Source organism: Nocardia aobensis NBRC 100429 (genome assembly GCF_000308375.1).
Classification (GTDB): Bacteria; Actinomycetota; Actinomycetes; order Mycobacteriales; family Mycobacteriaceae; genus Nocardia; species Nocardia aobensis.
In genome coordinates, this window is sequence record NZ_BAFQ01000118.1 from 97624 (window position 1) to 114648 (window position 17025).

The window sequence follows — 17025 nt, forward strand, 5'->3', positions numbered from 1 at the left end:
ACGCTACACCGGATCCGGTGTAGCGGCCCGCTGGGCGTGCACGATGGCGGACATCAGTTGTCCGGCCGGACCGCCGAGTTTGCGCGGTGGACGCCACACCGCGCGCAGGGTGCGCCGTAGATCCAGGCCCGCGACGGTGACCGCGCGCAGTTCGCCACGCTCGAGCTGGTCGCCGACCGCCAGCGTGCTCAGTACCGCGGGCCCCACGCCGCCGAGCACGCTGGTGCGGATGGCCGCGGCGCTGCCGAGTTCCAGCAGTGGTTCGGCGCGCGGATATTCGGCCAGCGCGACGTCGAGGGTACTGCGAGTCCCGGATCCGGGTTCGCGCACCACCAGCGGTGTCGCGGCCAGCTCGGCGACGGTGAGCGGTGTGCGGCGGCGCGCCCAGGGATGCCCGGGGTCCACCACGACGAGCAGTCGATCGTGCGCGACGGTCACATGCGGCAACCCGTCGGGCACCGCCGGCGATTCGACGAATCCCAGATCGCATTCCCCGGCCACGAGCCGGTCACACACCTGGCGCGAATTGTGGACCTGCAGATGGACTTTCACATCCGGATGACCGCGGCGGAACGCGCCGAGCCACCCCGGTAGCAGACATTCCGCGACCGTCATGCTGGCGGCGACGGTGAGTTCGGCCTCCTGGTCGGTGCGCAGTGCGGCGGCGGCGTCGAGTAGCCGGTCCAGGTCCGCCAGTACCTCGCGCGCCCAGTGCACGACGACGGTTCCCGCGGGGGTCAGCGTGGAGCCGCGCGGTGAGCGGCGCAACAGGGCCAGGCCCAGCCGATGCTCCCACTGGCGCACCGCACGGCTGGCGTTCGGCTGCGCCATATCGATCGAGCGTGCGGCCGCACCGAGACTGCCGTGGTCGTCGATGGCGACCAGCAGCTCGAGGAAACCCAGGTCGGGGCGTACGTCGGCCATACCGCAATCATATGCGTTGAGCACAACCCATATCACCAGGATATGAGTGCGATGCCGTTTCGGCCGCTACCGGCCCCCACCGATTCACGAGACCGTTGTCGTCATGACAAGTCTGGATTCCTCGCGAGCGGCCGAGGCCGCCGACGACGTGCCCGGCGCCACCGAGCCGGGCACGGCCGACCACACCGTTGATACCGACAAGCTCGCGGTCGGTTCGCAGCGCGGTATCGAATCCTCCCCGCAGACCTCCGTCCGCACGCTACGACGGCGGTGGCGAGCCCGGCTCGGGCGACGCGGAGTCGCTGCCGGGCGCTCGGACGCGGCCGGCGGGGCGGATATCGTCCCCGGATTGACCCTGACGGTCGCGATGACCGCGCTCGTGCTGGGTATCGCCCAGTTCACGCCCACGGTCAGCCCGCTCCTGCTGGCGATCGTCGTCGGGGCGGTGCTCGCCAATTGCGTGCCGTTGCCGCACCGGGTGCAGCCGGGACTGCAGTTCTCGGCGAAGCGGCTGCTGCGCGTCGGCGTCGCGCTGCTCGGCCTGCAGCTGACATTCGCCGACATTCTCGGGCTCGGGCCCGCCGTGATCGCGGTGGTCGTCGCGATCGTCGCCCTCGGCATCGGCGGCACGATGTTCATGGGCCGGCTGCTGGGATTGAGCTGGACGCAGCGACTGCTGATCGCGTGCGGATTCTCCATCTGCGGTGCGGCCGCCGCGGCGGCGGTGGACGGCGTGGTCGACGCCGAAGACGAGGAAGTGCTGACCGCGATCGCGCTCGTGGTCGTCTTCGGCACGATCATGATCGGCGCGCTGCCCCTGCTGTCGAGCGCTCTGGGCCTCGACGATCGCACCGCCGGGATCTGGGCCGGTGGGTCCGTGCACGAAGTGGCGCAGGTCGTGGCGACCGGCGGCGCGATCGGCGGCGCCGCGCTGACCGTCGCGGTCGTGGTCAAACTGGCGCGGGTGGTCCTGCTGGCACCCGTGCTGGCGGTGATCGGCTGGCAGGTCCGGCGCCGCGAGGACACCGCGCCCGGCACCCGCAGGCCGCCCCTGATTCCGCTGTTCGTCGTCGCCTTCCTGGCCTGCGCCGCACTGCGCACCACCGGGCTCCTGCCCGAATCGGTACTCGGCATGGCCAAACTGCTCCAGACCGCGCTGCTCACCGCCGCCATGTTCGCCCTGGGCGCGGGTGTACGCCTGGCCGCCCTGCGCCGCGTCGGGCCGCGCCCGCTGATCCTGGCGCTCCTGTCGACCGTGTGGGTGGCCGGCATCGCGCTCACCGGCGCGGTTCTGGCCGGCTGAGCGAACCGTGGTGTCAGAGCGGTTTACGCAGGGCGGCCATGAACATGGCGTCGGTGCCGTGCCGGTGGGGCCACAGCTGAGCGGCGGGACCGTCGCCGGTGTCGGCGACTCCGGGCAGCAACGTGCGAGTGTCGAGTTGTTCGGCGTCGGATCGGCGGACGAAATCGGAGACGACCGAGACGGTTTCGGCCAGGTGCGGGGAACAGGTGGAATACACCACCACACCGCCCGGGCGCAGCAGATCCCATGCGGCGGTGAGCAATTGGCTCTGCAGGGTGGTCAGGTCGCGCACATCGGCCGGGGTGCGCCGCCACCTCGCCTCCGGGCGCCTGCGCAGCGCGCCCAGTCCGGTACACGGCGCGTCGACCAGGATGCGGTCGTAGCCGGGTTCCAGCCCGGAGTCGCGGCCGTCGACCACATGCACGCTGACCGGAAGGCCGCGAGTGGCCTTGCGCACCAGCTCGGCTCGGTGTTCGGCGGGTTCGACGGCGTCGACCCGATACCTGTCGATATCGGCCAGAGCGCCCAGCAGGGCGGTCTTACCGCCGGGGCCGGCACACAGATCGAGCCAGCGCCCGCCGTCCGCACCGAGCAGCGGCGCCCGGGTCAGCGACAACGCGACGAGCTGGCTGCCCTCGTCCTGGACCGCGGCCATACCCTCGCGCACCGCTTCCAGCTGTCCCGGGTCGCCGCTGTCCAGGTACACCGCATACGGTGACCAGCGGCCCTCCTCACCACCACTGACCAGCGCCAACTCCTCGGCGGTGATATCGCCGGGCCGCGCCACCAGGTGCACGATCGGCCGTTCGTCGTCGGCGGCGAGCAGATCGCGCAGCTCTCCCGCCCGAGCACCGAGTGCGTCGGCGAAGGCCTGCGCGATCCAGACCGGATGCCCGAATTCGAATGCCGCGCGGCCGATCGGATCGCGCGGCGCCAGATCCTCCACCCACTGCTCCGGTGTCCGCGCGGCCGCCCGGCGGAGTACCGCGTTGACGAAACCGGCTTTGCCGCTTCCGGATTCGGTGCGCACCAGATCGACCGACGTATCCACCGCCGCGTGCGATCCCACCCGGGTCCGCAGCAGCTGATATACGCCCAGACGCAGGACGTCGAGCAGCGGGCCGTCGATCTCCGCGATCGGACGTCCCGCGCATTCGGCGATCACCGCATCGAGGACGCCCATCGCGCGGCAGGAGCCGTAGGCGAGTTCGGTCGCGAAAGCCGCGTCGCGCCCGGACAATCCGTATTCGCGCAACAGGACGGGCAGAACGAGATTGGCGTACGCGTCGCGCTCACGCACCGCTCGCAGCACATCCCGGGCGACCAGCCTGGGAGCGTCACCCACCACACCGCGTCGTCCCTGGGGCCGGGCCGCGGGGCGACCGGTCCGCCGCACATCACGGTCCGCACGACGAGAGTCCGCGCCCTGAGCGGAATTGTCGCCGCGAGACGAATCCTGACGCGTGCCCCGCCTCGGGTCGGCGCCCCGCGACGTTTTTCCGGCGCCCCCGGCACCGCGAGCACCACTCGCGCCGGAGCGTCGTCCACGCTCGTCCGACGAATCGCGCCCCTCGCCCCGGCGAGCCCGAGCAGCGTCACCACCCCGGCTGCCCGAACCTCTCCCCGCGTCGCCGCGACGCCGAGAATCGTTGTCCGCCCGGCCTTTTCCGCGGCGCGCATCGTCGGCTCGCCGCCCGTCACGGTCCCGGTCGTCTTCTGCGCGTGGGCCGGTCACTCGACCACCGCGCCGGGCTCCAGGCGTGCGCCGCGGGCCCAGTCCAGAGCCGGCATCATCCGTTTGCCCTGGGGCTGCACCTGGTCCAAGCGCACGGCGGTGGTGGCGGTGCCGATGTAGACACCGGACTTCCGGACCTCGATCACCCGCTCGGGCAGTTGGTCCTCGACCAGTTCGACCGGGCCGAGTTTCAGTCGCTTACCGTCGATTTCGGTCCATGCGCCCGGCGCGGGAGTGACGGCGCGAATCCGGCGGCCGACCGCCAGCGCCGGTTGATCCCAGCGGATGTGCCCCTCGTCTGCCTCCACCTTGGGCGCATAGGAGACACCCTCACCGGATTGCGGCACGGCCTGGACGGTGCCGTCCTCGATTCCGTCGAGGGTGGATTCGAGCAGTTGCGCACCGGAGACCGACAACCGCTCCAGCAGGGCGCCCGCGGTATCGGTGATGCCGATGCGTTCGGTGACCACGCCGTAGACCGGCCCCGTGTCCAGACCTTCCTCGATGCGGAAGGTCGAGGCGCCGGTGATCTCATCGCCGGCCAGGACCGCCGCCTGCACCGGTGCCGCGCCCCGCCAGGCGGGCAGCAGCGAGAAGTGCAGGTTGACCCAGCCGTGGGGCGGGATGTCGAGCACCACCCGCGGCAGCAGCGCGCCATAGGCCACCACCGGACAGCAGTCGGGTTTCAAATCCGTCAGTGCCGCAACGAATTCCGGCTCCGAGGGTTTGCGCGGGGTCAGCACCGGAATGCCGTATTCGTCGGCCAGCCGCCCGATCGGCGAGCGTGTCACCTTGCGACCGCGACCGGCCACCGCATCCGGCCGAGTGACCACCGCCACCACCTCGTGGCGCTCGGATTCCAGCAGCCGCCGCAGGGACGGCACGGCCGGTTCGGGAGTCCCCGCGAAGACCAGGCGCATCTACTCGCCCCGCCCGGACTCGGGGCGGCTGCCGGCGACCTCGGCCGCCGACATCACCGTCTTACCGGCGACGAACCACTCCGACTCCCGCACCGCGCGCATGGCCTGCTTGCGGGTGGCCGGTTCCAGCCGCTGCAGATACAGCACGCCGTCGAGATGATCGGTTTCGTGCTGCACGCAGCGGGACAGCAGCCCCTCGGCCTCGAATTTCACCGGCTCACCGTGCATATCGACTCCGCGTGCGACCACGCGGTGGGCCCGGGTCACGTCGTAGCGCAGCCCCGGAATCGACAGGCAACCCTCCGGGCCGGTCTGCTCGTCGGTGCCGAGGACTTCGAACACCGGATTCACGACGTGCCCGGCGGCATCACCGGTGTCGTAGACGAACACCCGCAGGCCGACACCGATCTGCGGCGCGGCCATGCCGACGCCGCCGCTGGCGTGCATGGTGTCGGTGAGGTCGGTGACCAGCTGCTCGAGGTCCCTGTCGAAGGCGTCGACCTCGTCCGCGCGGGCGCGCAGGACGGGATCGCCGAACAGGCGAACGGGCTGGATTGTCACAGGCACACTCCCGGGCGAGACGACATTGCGGTCGCCCCAGTTTACGGGCGGCCGGAAATCCGTTTCGTCAGGAATGCGCGCCCAGGATCACCTCACCGATTTCGGTGCCCAGCGGCACGTAGGCGCACTGCGGCAGCGGCGCGTGCTCGGGGTCGAGCAGGGTGAGCAGCAGCTGCTGCACGTACGGGTCGTACACCATGTGGAAATGCCCGGTCAGATCGATGGGGCACAGATCCTGCAACACGATGTTGCGCGCGCCCGGGCCGGTCAGGGCGATGTTGGTAGCGGGCTGGATGATCTCGTCGACGCGGCTGCCGACGGTGGTGTATAGCACACCGGGCACGGTGTCGCCGCCGGCGTCGAGTTCGCGTACGAACGGCGAACCCTGCGCCTGCTGCACAGCGGCCAGCGACGTGACCTGCTGATAGACGTTCCAGAGTCCGGGCACGGCGTCGGCGAGCGGAACCAGCCCGTACATCTGGGCGCCGTAGCTGGGCGAGGCGAGTCCGATCCACTGATCGACGTGGGGAGCGCCACCGAGTTTGTCGATGTAGTAGCGAGTGATGTTGGCGCCCTGGGAAAATCCGACCAGGTCCACCTTGCCGGCGCCGGTGGCGGTCAGGACGCGGTCGACGAAGTCGCCGAACTGTCGCGAGGACGCCCACAGATCCTCGGTGCCGTAGCTCGTGGCATCCGGTTTGCCGCCGTAGTTCGGGGCGAAAACGCAGAAGCCCGCGGCGACGAGCTGCGGGCCGATGCCGCCCCAGTCGGTGTAGGCGGTGGCGTCGGTCCCGTGGGCCAGGATGATCGGGCGCGGATGCCGCGCGCTCGGCCGGCAGGTGAAATCGTTGGTGCCCCACGGCGTGGTGCCGGGGTGCGCTTTCAGATAGCGCGAGGCGGCGAGATGGTCGCCCTGCGGTGGCCCCCAGTCGGTGGGGACCACCGCCGGGCGAGTGTCCGGCGGCGAGGCCGGGGGCGGTTCGGCCCAGGTGTTCGCGCTGCCGCCGAACGCCGCCCCGCACGCCGCCACCGTCGCGAGTGCCCTACGCCACGCGAGGCCCCCGTCTCGGCGGTTCCGACCTCGTCCCATCCTTCGATTCTGCGCCGCGTGGACCGGTACGTGTGACGGGCCACCGGATCGGCCTCACTCGGCCGCGGTGGTGTCGTCGTCGGCGAGGATCCGGTAGATCGAACGCCGGGCCTCGGTGAGGACCTCGGCGGCCTTACCGGCCTGTTCGGGCGTGCCGGCGCGGGCGACCTGCCCGACCGCACCCATCAGCTGGCCGACCAGTTCGCGCAGGTCCAGCGCCTGATCGCCGACACCCTCGCGGACGTCCTGCCAGGGATCGCCCAGTTCGTCGCGATGTTCGGTGACGTACTCGGCGCCCGCGTCGGTCAGTTTCGCGGTTTTGCGACCGGCCACCTTCTCGATGATCACCAGGCCCTCGTCCTCGAGCTGGGACAGCGCCGGGTAGATCGAACCGGGGCTGGGCCGCCAGATGTCGTCGCTACGTTCGCGGATCTGCTGGATCAGCTCGTAGCCGTGCATCGGCCGTTCCTGCACGAGCAGCAGGATCGCCGCGCGGACATCTCCGCGCCGTCCGCGCCCGCCGCGACCGCGCCCGCGGCCGACATGACCGCCCGGACCGAATCCGGGCCCGAAATCCGGGCCGAAGGGTCCGAAGCCGTGTCCGCGCGGGTGGCGACGGAACTGTTCGTGTCCGCCGCGTTCCTGTGGGTCCGGCCGGGGTCCGCGACGGCGGCCGCGACCGAACCTGTCCATGTTCTCCATGCGTTCCATGATTGCCTCCTCGGGCATTGTCTTACGTTGACGCAATCAACGATATATCGGCAATGCATCTTTGACAAGTATGGGCGCGCCACAGCAAGAGCCGCGGTTCAGGCCGCGAGCGAATCGATCCAGCGTTCCAGCCGGTCGCCTTCCGTTCGCATCAGTTCCGGGTCGCGAAAGGTGTTGGTGAGCAGGGAAATTCCCTGGTAAGAGGCAATCAGCGCGACGGCAAGTTCGCGCGCGTCGGGGCGGCCCATCTCCTCGAATTGCCGCTGCACCCAGGCCAGCAGAACGCCCATCACCTCGGCGAGCTGCTGCTCCATTCCGTCGGAGCGTTTGTCGAGTTCGGTGGCCAGGGTTCCGGACGGGCAACCGTATCGGGCCGCGAGATCGCGCTGATCGACCCAGGACCGGATCAGCGCCCGCACCCGATCGACCGGCCGGGGTTGCCGGTCGAGTTCGGCGAGGAAGCCGTCCAGAGTGTGGGCGTGAGCGCCGATGGCCGCCTGGATCAGCTGATCCTTGGTCTTGAAGTAGTAGTACACGTTGCCGACCGGCACCTCGGCGGCCCGGGCGATGTCGGCGATCGTCGTCTTCTCCACTCCTTGCCGATGGAAGACCTCGGCGGCCGCGGCGGCGAGCCGTTCGCGCTTACCGCCGGCCCGCTTGCTGTCGACTGAGTTAGTCATACAACTAACTATAGACACCTCGCCGACGATGCCGTACGGTCATATTAGTCAGTCAACTAACTTAGGAGTGAAGATGATCGTGGTAACCGGAGCGACCGGCAACGTCGGACGGCCGTTGGTGCGGATGCTCGCCGAAGCCGGTGAGAAGGTGACCGCAGTATCCCGCCGCCGTCCCGACGACCTCCCCCACGGCGTGCGGCACATCGCGGCCGATCTGACGAATACGGGCGAGGTCACGGCAGCCCTCGACGGCGCGGAACAGCTGTTCCTGCTGCTCGCGCCGGGATCGCTGGCGGCAGATGTGCCGGGCGTGCTGGCCGCGGCACGGGACGCGGGAGTGCGGCGCATCGTCCTGTTGTCGTCCCAGGGGGTCGTTACCCGGCCCGACAGCGCCTCGCACGGACAGTTCGGAAAGCAGGTCGAGATTGCCGTCCAGAACTCGGGGCTGGAATGGACCATATTGCGGCCGAGCGGTTTTCAATCGAACGTCGCGATGTGGGCGGACGCCGTGCGCACGCAGCGAACGGTCACCGCCCCGTTCGGTGATGTCGCGATCCCCTTCGTGGACCCCGACGATATCGCCGCCGTGGCCGCCGCCGCCCTGCGCGAACCCGGTCACGCCGGCCGGACCTACGTGTTGACCGGCCCCGCGCCCGAATCACCGCGTGACCGGGTGCGTGACCTGGCCGAAACCCTCGGCGAGCCGGTGCGTTTCGTCGAGCAGACGGCCGAGCAGGCGTACGCGCAGTTGCTCACCGTGATGCCCGCCGACGCCGCCGACACCACCTTGGCGATCATCGGTGCGCCGACCGCCGAGGAACTGCGGGTCAGCGGCGATGTCGAGGCGGTCCTCGGCCGGGCACCGCGGCCCTTCTCGGCGTGGGCGCGGCGCAATATCGACATGTTCCGTTGAACATCACCGCGGCCTGGCCCGGCACGACGAATTCGCTTGCGCGTCAGCCGATGTCGACCGGATCGATCTGCACCCGCAACGGACCGTCCGAGCGATGACTGCTGCGCACCGCGAGGGCGGCGGCCAGTGCGCGCGACAGCGCCGAGCCCGCCCGCCGGTCGACCCGGAGAATCATCCGTTCGACCTCGGCGGGCGCGGCGTCGCCGGAGAACGGCGTCCGGGCGCCGGGCGGCAGTGGCACCGGGCCCAGCACTTCGACGCCGTCGGGAAGTGCCGTCTCACCGAGGAGCTCACCGATGGTGGCGGTCGTACCGTCCACCGCGGCCAAGCGCACCGCGGGCGGGAAGCGGACCTCACTGCGAGCGGCCAGTTCGTGGCGGGCGTGGCCGATCGGATCCCAGCGCACCAGCGCCTGCACGGTCGGCAACGCCGGTTCGGCCATCACGAGCACTTCGCCGGTGGGGCGGACCAGGGCGGCCGCGGACATCCAGCGCCGCAGCGCATCCTCGGCGGCCCGCAGGTCCGCTCGGCCGAGCAGCGCCCAGCCGTCGAGCAGCAGCGCCACCGCGTAGCCGCCCGGCACCGGGGGCTCCGCACCGATGGTCGCCACCACCACCTGCGGGCCGTCCGGCACCGCATCGAGCACCGCGGTACCCCCCGAACCGCGGATCGGCACACCGGGAAAGGCACGGCCCAGTTCCTCCGCGGTGCGCTGGGCGCCGATCACCACCGCCCGCAGCGCCCGTGAACCGCACGTGCCACACCGGAAGGCCGCTTCCACCTTGCCGCACCAGCGACAGCTCGGGCTCTGAGCGAGATCCCCGGAACCCTTGCTGCCCAACGGAACTACCGATGGCCGGCGTTCGTCCGGGGCCGTGTCCGGGCGGAAGAGGTCCGGACGCTGTGCGCCGGCATGTCCCACGCGATGATCACCGGCGAGCGTCTGGCCGACCCGGCCGGCGGCGGGCGCATCACCTGCCGACCGCGCCGTACCCCGGGAAGCGTCGCCTCGGGATCTATTGTTCGGCCGGGCGTCTCGCCTGCCCCAGGTTCCGCTCTCCGGCAACGACAGCGGGCCGTTGCAGTGCCGGCAGCGGGCCGGGGTGCGGCATTTCGCGCAGGCCAGGGCCGGGACGTATCCGCGTCGGGGCACCTGCACGAGCACCGGGTCACCGGTGGCCAAGGCCCGGCGCGCCGCGGCGAAGGCGGTGCCCGGGATGCGGACGGCCCGCGCCATCGGGTCGCGCTCCAGGGCGATGTCGCTGTCACCCGGCGCATGGATTCGAGGTGTGTTGGCGCGCAACGTCTTCCGGTCGGCGATCAGATCGTGCGCCCATCCGGATTCGACGATGGCCTGCGCCTCGGCGGTCCGCGCGAAGCCACCGACCAGGAATGCCGCGCCGGTTTCGTGCGCCCGCAGCATCGCCACCTCACGGGCGTGCGGGTAGGGTGCGCGCGGTTCGGCGTAGGTGTCGTCGCCGTCGTCCCATACGACCAGCAGACCCAGGTCGTGAGCCGGTGCGAAGACCGCACTGCGGGTTCCGACCACGATCCGGGCCGCGCCGCGCAACACCGCGAGCCAGCGCCTGTACCGAGCGGCGGGCCCCAGCCCGGCCGACAATCCGGCAACCGAATCACCCACCAACGCAGCACATTCCGCCACGACCCGGTCGAGGTCGCGCTGGTCCGGAACCATGATGATCGCACTGCGGCCTCCGGCGACCGTCGTGGCGGCAAGTTCCGCGAGCCGGCGCGGCCACTGCTCCCCCGGCATCGCCTGCCAGGCCGCGCGAGGTCCGCTTCCGCGCCGCAGCGCGGTCAGATAGGAGTCGCCGTGCACATAACGCGACCAGCCCGGGAAGTCGGCTGGAATCTCCGGCAGCTCAACCGGTTTCGGTTCGGCCGCTTCGGTGCGCGCATGCCGCGGCGGAATCGCCAGCCGCAACACGTCGGCGCGGGTTCCGGCGTACCGCGCGGCCACCGCGGAGACGAGGCGAACGATCTCCGGCGTCAGCACGCGCTCACCCGACACCACCCGCTGCAACGGCTGAATCTTGCCGGAATGCTCTGTGCGCGTGAGCCGTTCGAGAATGTAGCCGTCGACCAGGCGGCCGGAGAAGCGCACCCGCACGCGCACCCCCGGCTGGGCGAGCTCGTCCATCTCCCGCGGCACCGAATAATCGAAATCGCGGTCCAGATGGGCGGGTTCGAGCAACGGCAGCACCCGCGCGATCGGCTTGTCGAGCGGAATGTCGCGAGCCTTCTCGACATCGGACGTCGACACCGCGCCGCGGGCCGCCGCGGAGCCGTTCTCGTCCCCGGCTTCCGGATCGGCCGCCTCATCGGTGGACGGCACGCAAACGGCGCCCTCCGTCGGAACGGAGGGCGCCGTCGGTTCTACCGCTTCCGCCACGGCAGGCGCGGACCCGATCAGAGACCGGCGGCCGCGCGCAGCTTGTCGGCGCGGTCGGTGCGCTCCCACGGCAGGTCGATATCGGTGCGGCCGAAGTGACCGTAGGCGGCGGTCGGCGCGTAGATCGGCCGCAGCAGGTCCAGGTCGCGGATGATCGCACCCGGGCGCAGGTCGAAGACCTCGCCGATCGCCTTCGAGATCTGCGACGGATCGACCTGCTCGGTGCCGAAGGTCTCGACGAACAGGCCCACCGGGGCGGCCTTGCCGATCGCGTAGGCCACCTGGACCTCGACGCGGTCGGAGAGTCCGGCGGCGACCACGTTCTTGGCCACCCAGCGCATGGCGTAGGCGGCCGAGCGGTCCACCTTCGACGGATCCTTACCGGAGAAGGCGCCACCGCCGTGACGGGCCATACCGCCGTAGGTGTCGACGATGATCTTGCGGCCGGTCAGGCCGGCATCGCCCATCGGACCGCCGAGGACGAACTTGCCGGTGGGGTTGACCAGCAGCCGGATATCGGAGGTGTCGAGCGGGTTGGGCAGTTCCAGATCGGCCAGGACCGCGTCGACGACCTTCTCACGGATATCGGGCGCCAGCAGGTTGTCCAGGTCGATATCGGCCGCATGCTGGGTCGAGAGCACCACCGTGTCCAGCCGGACCGGACGATCGCCCTCGTATTCGATGGTGACCTGGGTTTTGCCGTCCGGGCGCAGGTAGGGCAGCACACCGGACTTGCGGACCTCGGTCAGCCGCCGCGAGAGCCGGTGCGCCAGCGCGATCGGCAGCGGCATCAGCTCGGGGGTCTCCTTGGTGGCGTATCCGAACATCAGGCCCTGGTCACCGGCGCCCTGGCGTTCGATCTCGTCGTCGGACCCGCCGACGCGCGCCTCGTGCGAGTGGTCGACACCCTGCGCGATATCGGGCGACTGCGCGCCGATGGCGACGTTCACGCCGCAGGAGGCGCCGTCGAAGCCCTTCGCCGACGAGTCGTAGCCGATCTCGAGCACCTTCTCGCGCACGATGGTCGGAATATCGGCATAGGCCTCGGTGGTGACCTCACCGGCGACATGGACCTGACCGGTGGTTACCAGGGTTTCGACCGCCACCCGGCTGTGCGGGTCCTCGGTGAGCAGCGCGTCGAGGATGGAATCGCTGATCGCGTCACAGATCTTGTCCGGGTGACCCTCTGTGACGGACTCACTCGTGAATAGCCGGCTACCGGACGTGCGCACAGTTGTTCCCTCTCCCTCAACGGGTTTCTCATGTCGGGATGCGACAGTAGCGGCCTCGCGTCACCGCACAACCCTTTACCTCAGACTATTCCAAACTTGCCACGGCCGGGCGAAGCGGCGGCGTCCGGGCCCTCGCATCGGCCGCCGCGGGTATCCCGACCGCGTCGCCACGGCGGCGGCGCGGTCGAACAGCTTGCGGCTCAACGCAAGAGCGGGCCCAGCGCATCGAGTACCCGGCTGGCGAGCAGCGCCTTGGAGCCGTGATCGAGCGACTGTTCGGTGCCGTCGGCGCCGAGCAGCCAGCCGTCGTTGTTGTCGACCTCGAACGCCTTACCCTCGCCGACGGCATTGACCACCAACAGGTCACACCCCTTGCGAGCCAGTTTCGCCCGCGCGTGGGTCAGCACATCGCCGTGTTCGTCGCCGGTTTCGGCGGCGAAACCGACGATCGCCAGGCCGCCGAGCTGCCCGTCGCGCCGCGCCTGCACCAGTCCGGCCAGAATGTCGCGATTCTTGGTCAGCTCGATCGAATTCGGTTCGTGCGCACCCTTTTTGATTTTCGCGGCGGCCACGTTGACCGGCCGGAAATCGGCGACCGCGGCGGCCATGATGACCGCGTCCGCGCCCACGGAGTGCTTGTCGACGGCGGTGCCCATCTGCTCGGCGGTCGTCACGTGCACGACCTCGACCGCGGCGGGCCGCTCCAAGCCGATGGTGTTGCCGGCGATCAGGGTGACCTGGGCGCCCCGCTGAGCGGCTACCCGGGCCATGGCATAGCCCTGCTTCCCGGAGCTGCGATTGCCGAGGAACCGGACCGGATCGAGCGGTTCGCGGGTGCCCCCCGCGGAGACGACGACGCGGCGCCCCTCCAGATCGCGCGGTAGCGCGTCGGAGCGCTCGAGCAGCAGCGAGGCCAGCGCGAAGATCTCTTCCGGTTCGGGCAGCCGGCCCGGGCCGGTATCGGCGCCGGTGAGCCGCCCGGAGGCCGGTTCCATCACGGTCGAGCCGTGGGCGCGCAGCGTGGCGACGTTCGCGATCGTGGCCGGATGCTCCCACATCTCGGTGTGCATCGCGGGAGCGAAGACCACCGGACATCGGGCGGTGAGCAGGGTGGCGGTGAGCAGATCGTCGGCGCGGCCGGAGGCGGCGCGCGCCATCAGATCGGCGGTGGCCGGGGCGATGACCACCAGATCGGCCTCCTGGCCGATGCGCACATGCGGCACCTCGGGCACATCCGCGAAAACCCCGGTGTGCACCGGATTGCCCGACAGTGCCTCGAAGGTGGCCTTACCGACGAACTGCAGTGCGGACTCGGTGGGAATGACTCGGACGTCGTGCCCGGTCTCGGTGAACTTGCGCACCAGCGAGCACGCCTTGTAGGCGGCGATCCCGCCGCCCACGCCGACAACGATTCGCATCTGAATCAAGCCTCTTCGGTCCGGTGGAGAGACAGCGGGTTACGACCGCAGGGTCACTCGCCCTCGGTGTGTTCGAGCAGGTCGGAGTGGATCTCGCGCATGGCGACCGAGAGCGGCTTCTCCTGCAGGCCCGGCTCCACCAGCGGACCCACGTACTCGAGGATGCCGTCACCGAGCTGGTTGTAGTAGTCGTTGATCTGACGCGCCCGCTTGGCCGCGTAGATGACCAGCGCGTACTTGGACGACGTGCGCTCGAGCAACTCGTCGATCGGCGGGTTGGTGAGGCCGACCGGGGTGTCGTAGGCGGGCACGGTCTTGGTGTCGCTCACTAGGGAGGCTCCTGCGGGTCGATGGGGAGTTGCGGTCGAGACGAGTTCGCGGATCGCCCGCGGTCATCTCGAATTTGTGCTAACGAACAACGATACCAACTGCTCACAGGCCGTGGTCACGTCGTCGTTCACGATCACGATGTCGAACTCGTCACAGGCGGCGAGTTCGGTCTTCGCGGTGGCGAGCCGGCGCTCGATCACCTCGGGTGATTCGGTACCGCGGCCGGTCAGCCGGGCCACGAGTTCCTCCCAGCTGGGCGGGGCCAGAAAGACCAGCAGCGCCTCGGGCATCGCCGCTCGGACCGAGCGGGCGCCGGCGAGGTCCACCTCCACCAGGACCGGTTTCCCGGCGGCCACGGCCGCCTTCACCGGGGCGGCCGGGGTACCCGACCGTTGCAGGCCGCCGTGAATGTCGGCCCATTCGAGTAGTTCGCCTTCTTCGATCATGGTGTCGAAGTCGGCACGGGTCACGAACCGGTAGTCGCGGCCGTCGACCTCTCCGGGCCGGGGGGCCCGGGTGGTGGCCGACACACTGAACACCAGTTCCGGCAGCCGTTCCCGGACGCAACGGACCACGGTGGACTTGCCGACGGCCGAGGGGCCGACCAGTACTACCAGCCGACCCTTCTGTGTGTGTTCGACCACCCTCGGATCAGGCTTCGAAGTCGAACTTCGCCAGCAGCGCCTTGCGCTGCCGGTCGCCCAGGCCCCGCAGGCGGCGGGTCGGCGCGATCTCCAGCTCGCTCATGATCTCGGCCGCCTTGACCTTGCCGACCTTGGGCAGGGCCTCCAGCAGCGCGGATACCTTCATCTTGCCGAGGACCTCGTCGGTCTCGGCGTCCTTCAGGACCGTCTTCAGGTCAGTGCCGCCACGCTTCAAGCGCTCCTTGAGCTCTGCCCGAGCGCGGCGAGCGGCAGCCGCCTTCTCCAAAGCAGCGGCGCGCTGCTCGTCAGTCAGCTGGGGAAGGGCCACGGTTCCTCCGTCTCATCGTTCATTGCTAGATCTACCTCCGGTAACCCGGTGGTCTCAGCGACCGTACCCACGCGGCGCTCCGATTGCGAACCCACCCCCCAGGTCAGCGCCCGATTCGCGGTATCGGGCCCGTTACCGGGCAGGTCACGCGACCGAATGCGCCCGGTCGCGGCGACGGTCCGCAGTATTTCGTCAACATGCCGATGACCTGGGGTTATCTTGCTTTCGACGGGTTCGCCGGTGGATTCGAGGCCGGTTGGATGCGGCCGTAACCGACCCGTAATCGCGCGACCTGGAACTTTCTGAAAATTCTCCGCGTGTCGCGGATTTTTGCCCCAGCGTGTCGCGGTGTGGCGCGGCAGCGGAGACGCGCTCGGCACCGGTCGGCGACACGCGGAACAGGGCCGTAAGACACTCCGGAAGGGCCGCTGAGCCGGAAAAACACGTATGTGTAACTTCCACCCGGGAACGGGCACGTACGCGCGCGAACGAGCCGCAAACGCAAACAGACCGGTCGCCTTTCGAAGGGGTAATCCGTCCCCCGGCACGGCGGCGAGTCGCGGATGCGTTGCGCCCGGGCGCGCGACAGCTCGCGTCGAACCCGGGCGGAACGGATCAGGACTGCAGGAAGGCGAATTCGTCGGCGAGCTTGTGCATCTTGGTGCGCATCGCCGCGACCGACGGTCCGGCGCCGAGCAATTCCCGGGAGACGTTCGGGACCACGGCCGCGAACCGGTCGGACGGGATCAGCGCGCGGATCGACTCCGCTCCCCCGCCCTGGGCGCCGACGCCGGGCATCAGCACGGGACCGTTGAGCTTGCTCACGTCGACCGGCTCGGTGAGGGTCGCGCCGACCACGACGCCGACCGATCCGAATTCTTCCCCGGCGTTGCAGCCGGCCGCCTCGTCGATCATGATCTGCGCGACACTGCGACCGTCGGCCGCGCTGACGCGCTGCACCTGGGCGGCCTCCGGATTCGAGGTGGCCGCCAGGACGAAGACCCCGCGCCCGGCCGACCGGGCGGCGTCCAGCGCGGGTGAGAGCGCACCGAAGCCCAGGTACGGCGATACCGTCACCGCATCACTGGCCAGCGGACCGTCGCCCAGCCAGGCCCGCGCATAGGCGGCCATGGTCGAGCCGATATCGCCGCGCTTGGCGTCGGCCAGCACCAGCGTGCCCGCCTCGCGCAGCGCGGCGATGGTGTCCTCGAGCACCACGATCCCGCCGGAGCCGTACTCCTCGAAGAACGCCACCTGGGGTTTCACCAGCGCCACCCGGCCCGCGAAGACCTCGACGCAGATGTCGGAGAACCGTTTCAGGCCCTCGACGTCCTCGCCGAGTCCCCAGGCACGCAGCAACTGCGGATGGGGATCGATACCGGCGCACAGCGGGCCCAGCCGGCCCATCGCGTCGGCCAGCCGCAGGCCGAACGGCGTCACCGGCTCGCCCCGGCGCCCGCCAGCTCGTCCCCGGCATGAGCGGTCGGTGTCTGCGCACCGGCGGCCCCGGAATCGGCGTAGGCGTCCTCACCGCCGTAGGCGAGCAGTTCGTCGGCCTGGGCGAGAACCTCGTCCGCGCGGGCCAGCACCGCGTCGGTGAGCGCGTCCGCCTCGGCGTCGGCGTCGGGCGCCGGCTTGCGCCCGATCGGCGGGATCGCCCGGAAACCGACCGTGCTGTAGCCGCCGACGTTGCGCATCCGGCGGATGTCACCGCCTCCCGGCGGCGCCGCCTCCGCCGCGCCGAATCCCCGAATTCGCCGAGTCGTCGCCCGACCGGCCCCCGGGGGCCGCACTCCCGCGCCGAAACCGATGGCTCCCACCGT

At 70.2% G+C, this 17025-nt stretch carries 17 protein-coding genes; 2 read left to right on the forward strand and 15 right to left on the reverse strand.

Features of this window, described 5'->3' with window-relative positions; all coding sequences use genetic code 11:
- Nucleotides 1–3: 3 nt before the first annotated feature.
- The gene (locus tag RJ03_RS14985; protein ID WP_036502707.1) at nucleotides 4–924 is read right to left on the reverse strand and encodes a LysR family transcriptional regulator; all 921 of its coding nucleotides are present in this window, start codon (nucleotides 922–924) and stop codon (nucleotides 4–6) included.
- A gap of 103 nt (nucleotides 925–1027) precedes the next feature.
- Between RJ03_RS14985 and RJ03_RS14990 the strand changes: the two genes are divergently transcribed.
- Entirely contained in the window at nucleotides 1028–2227 is a 1200-nt protein-coding gene (locus RJ03_RS14990) for a YeiH family protein (protein ID WP_083870831.1), read from the forward strand.
- Between the two features lie 13 nt (nucleotides 2228–2240).
- Here the strand turns inward: RJ03_RS14990 and RJ03_RS14995 are convergent, their stop codons facing one another.
- The 6 genes from RJ03_RS14995 to RJ03_RS15020 form a co-directional block, all read right to left on the reverse strand.
- A complete protein-coding gene (locus tag RJ03_RS14995; RefSeq protein ID WP_051024703.1) occupies nucleotides 2241–3623 on the reverse strand; it encodes an RsmB/NOP family class I SAM-dependent RNA methyltransferase in 1383 nt (460 codons plus the stop codon).
- Nucleotides 3624–3958: 335 nt separating this feature from the next.
- The gene (gene fmt / locus RJ03_RS15000; RefSeq protein ID WP_036502619.1) at nucleotides 3959–4882 is read right to left on the reverse strand and encodes a methionyl-tRNA formyltransferase; all 924 of its coding nucleotides are present in this window, start codon (nucleotides 4880–4882) and stop codon (nucleotides 3959–3961) included.
- On the reverse strand, nucleotides 4883–5443 hold the full coding sequence (gene def, locus RJ03_RS15005) for a peptide deformylase (protein WP_036502621.1): 561 nt from the start codon (nucleotides 5441–5443) through the stop codon (nucleotides 4883–4885).
- Between the two features lie 67 nt (nucleotides 5444–5510).
- Nucleotides 5511–6533 carry an esterase/lipase family protein gene (locus RJ03_RS15010; protein WP_083870832.1) on the reverse strand — a complete coding sequence of 341 codons (1023 nt, stop codon included), beginning with the start codon at nucleotides 6531–6533 and terminating at the stop codon, nucleotides 5511–5513.
- A gap of 54 nt (nucleotides 6534–6587) precedes the next feature.
- The gene (locus RJ03_RS15015) at nucleotides 6588–7244 is read right to left on the reverse strand and encodes a PadR family transcriptional regulator (RefSeq protein ID WP_369817501.1); all 657 of its coding nucleotides are present in this window, start codon (nucleotides 7242–7244) and stop codon (nucleotides 6588–6590) included.
- 98 nt (nucleotides 7245–7342) lie between these two features.
- The gene (locus tag RJ03_RS15020; protein ID WP_036502626.1) at nucleotides 7343–7924 is read right to left on the reverse strand and encodes a TetR/AcrR family transcriptional regulator; all 582 of its coding nucleotides are present in this window, start codon (nucleotides 7922–7924) and stop codon (nucleotides 7343–7345) included.
- A 73-nt stretch (nucleotides 7925–7997) separates the two neighbouring features.
- On the opposite strand from RJ03_RS15020, the gene RJ03_RS15025 reads away from it, so the two are divergent.
- Nucleotides 7998–8837, forward strand: a complete 840-nt coding sequence (locus RJ03_RS15025; protein WP_036502717.1) for an NAD(P)H-binding protein — start codon at nucleotides 7998–8000, stop codon at nucleotides 8835–8837.
- Between the two features lie 43 nt (nucleotides 8838–8880).
- On the opposite strand, the gene RJ03_RS38400 is transcribed toward RJ03_RS15025, so the two are convergent.
- From RJ03_RS38400 to RJ03_RS15065, 8 genes are all read right to left on the reverse strand, one after another.
- Nucleotides 8881–11088, reverse strand: coding sequence for a primosomal protein N' (locus RJ03_RS38400; protein WP_036502718.1), 2208 nt, complete (start codon nucleotides 11086–11088; stop codon nucleotides 8881–8883).
- Between the two features lie 179 nt (nucleotides 11089–11267).
- A complete protein-coding gene (gene metK / locus RJ03_RS15035; protein WP_036502629.1) occupies nucleotides 11268–12482 on the reverse strand; it encodes a methionine adenosyltransferase in 1215 nt (404 codons plus the stop codon).
- A gap of 200 nt (nucleotides 12483–12682) precedes the next feature.
- Nucleotides 12683–13900 carry a bifunctional phosphopantothenoylcysteine decarboxylase/phosphopantothenate--cysteine ligase CoaBC gene (gene coaBC / locus RJ03_RS15040; RefSeq protein WP_036502631.1) on the reverse strand — a complete coding sequence of 406 codons (1218 nt, stop codon included), beginning with the start codon at nucleotides 13898–13900 and terminating at the stop codon, nucleotides 12683–12685.
- A 53-nt stretch (nucleotides 13901–13953) separates the two neighbouring features.
- Nucleotides 13954–14229, reverse strand: a complete 276-nt coding sequence (rpoZ, locus tag RJ03_RS15045) for a DNA-directed RNA polymerase subunit omega (RefSeq protein WP_025350704.1) — start codon at nucleotides 14227–14229, stop codon at nucleotides 13954–13956.
- A gap of 63 nt (nucleotides 14230–14292) precedes the next feature.
- Nucleotides 14293–14874 (reverse strand): guanylate kinase, encoded by a 582-nt coding sequence (gene gmk / locus RJ03_RS15050; RefSeq protein WP_036502635.1) that lies wholly within the window; start codon nucleotides 14872–14874, stop codon nucleotides 14293–14295.
- 7 nt (nucleotides 14875–14881) lie between these two features.
- Nucleotides 14882–15202, reverse strand: coding sequence for an integration host factor, actinobacterial type (mihF, locus tag RJ03_RS15055; RefSeq protein WP_030513994.1), 321 nt, complete (start codon nucleotides 15200–15202; stop codon nucleotides 14882–14884).
- A gap of 615 nt (nucleotides 15203–15817) precedes the next feature.
- Nucleotides 15818–16642 (reverse strand): orotidine-5'-phosphate decarboxylase, encoded by an 825-nt coding sequence (gene pyrF, locus RJ03_RS15060; protein WP_036502638.1) that lies wholly within the window; start codon nucleotides 16640–16642, stop codon nucleotides 15818–15820.
- On the reverse strand, nucleotides 16639–17022 hold the full coding sequence (locus RJ03_RS15065; protein WP_036502640.1) for a hypothetical protein: 384 nt from the start codon (nucleotides 17020–17022) through the stop codon (nucleotides 16639–16641). Before RJ03_RS15065 ends, pyrF begins: the two co-directional genes overlap by 4 nt.
- Nucleotides 17023–17025: the final 3 nt, after the last annotated feature.